The sequence below is a fragment of the Virgibacillus carmonensis genome, from assembly GCF_057836705.1.
In genome coordinates, this window is the sequence record NZ_JBYQFJ010000371.1 from 1 (window position 1) to 536 (window position 536).

Here is a 536-nt window from a genome sequence, read left to right on the forward strand (position 1 = left end):
TAAACGAGGAGACATATGATCAAATAAAAGAGATAACAGACCTGGAAAATTTGATTAATCGGCACAGGGATAAAAATAGAAACGACAATTATAAAATTGAGGAGTTTGTCGTTGGGTGTATTATAGATAAAATAGAGCAAATAAAGCATTTTGAATTTGTTAACCCATTTGGAGAAAACGATGCGCAACCTGTTGTTAAGAATCGATTCAAAGAAATTGCTAAGGAAAAGAATATTTATATAAAAGATGTTGCTGATCAATTAAATATGAAGTCGCCTAATATCAGCAAAATATTTAACAATGCTTCTCAACCGCGATTGGAATTGTTTATTAAAATCTGGATGGTGCTTGGCTGCCCGCCATTACATAAATGTATTTACTTAGAAGAAGAAAAAGATTAAATTTGATCTTCTTTTTCTAACATTATTTTCAAATAAGTGTAATAGGACAAGCGTTCTCTCCCATATCATTAAATATAATAAACTTAATCATAATGTATCAAAAACATTATGAACAGGTTTAAAAGGGCAAACAAT

Annotated in this window: 1 protein-coding gene; it reads left to right on the forward strand. The window is 29.9% G+C overall.

All coding sequences use genetic code 11. The annotated features are described in order from the left end of the window. The coding region (locus tag AC3G7N_RS22420; protein WP_489424308.1) for a helix-turn-helix domain-containing protein at nt 1–401 on the forward strand (401 nt) is incomplete at its 5' end. Nucleotides 402–536 lie beyond the last annotated feature (135 nt).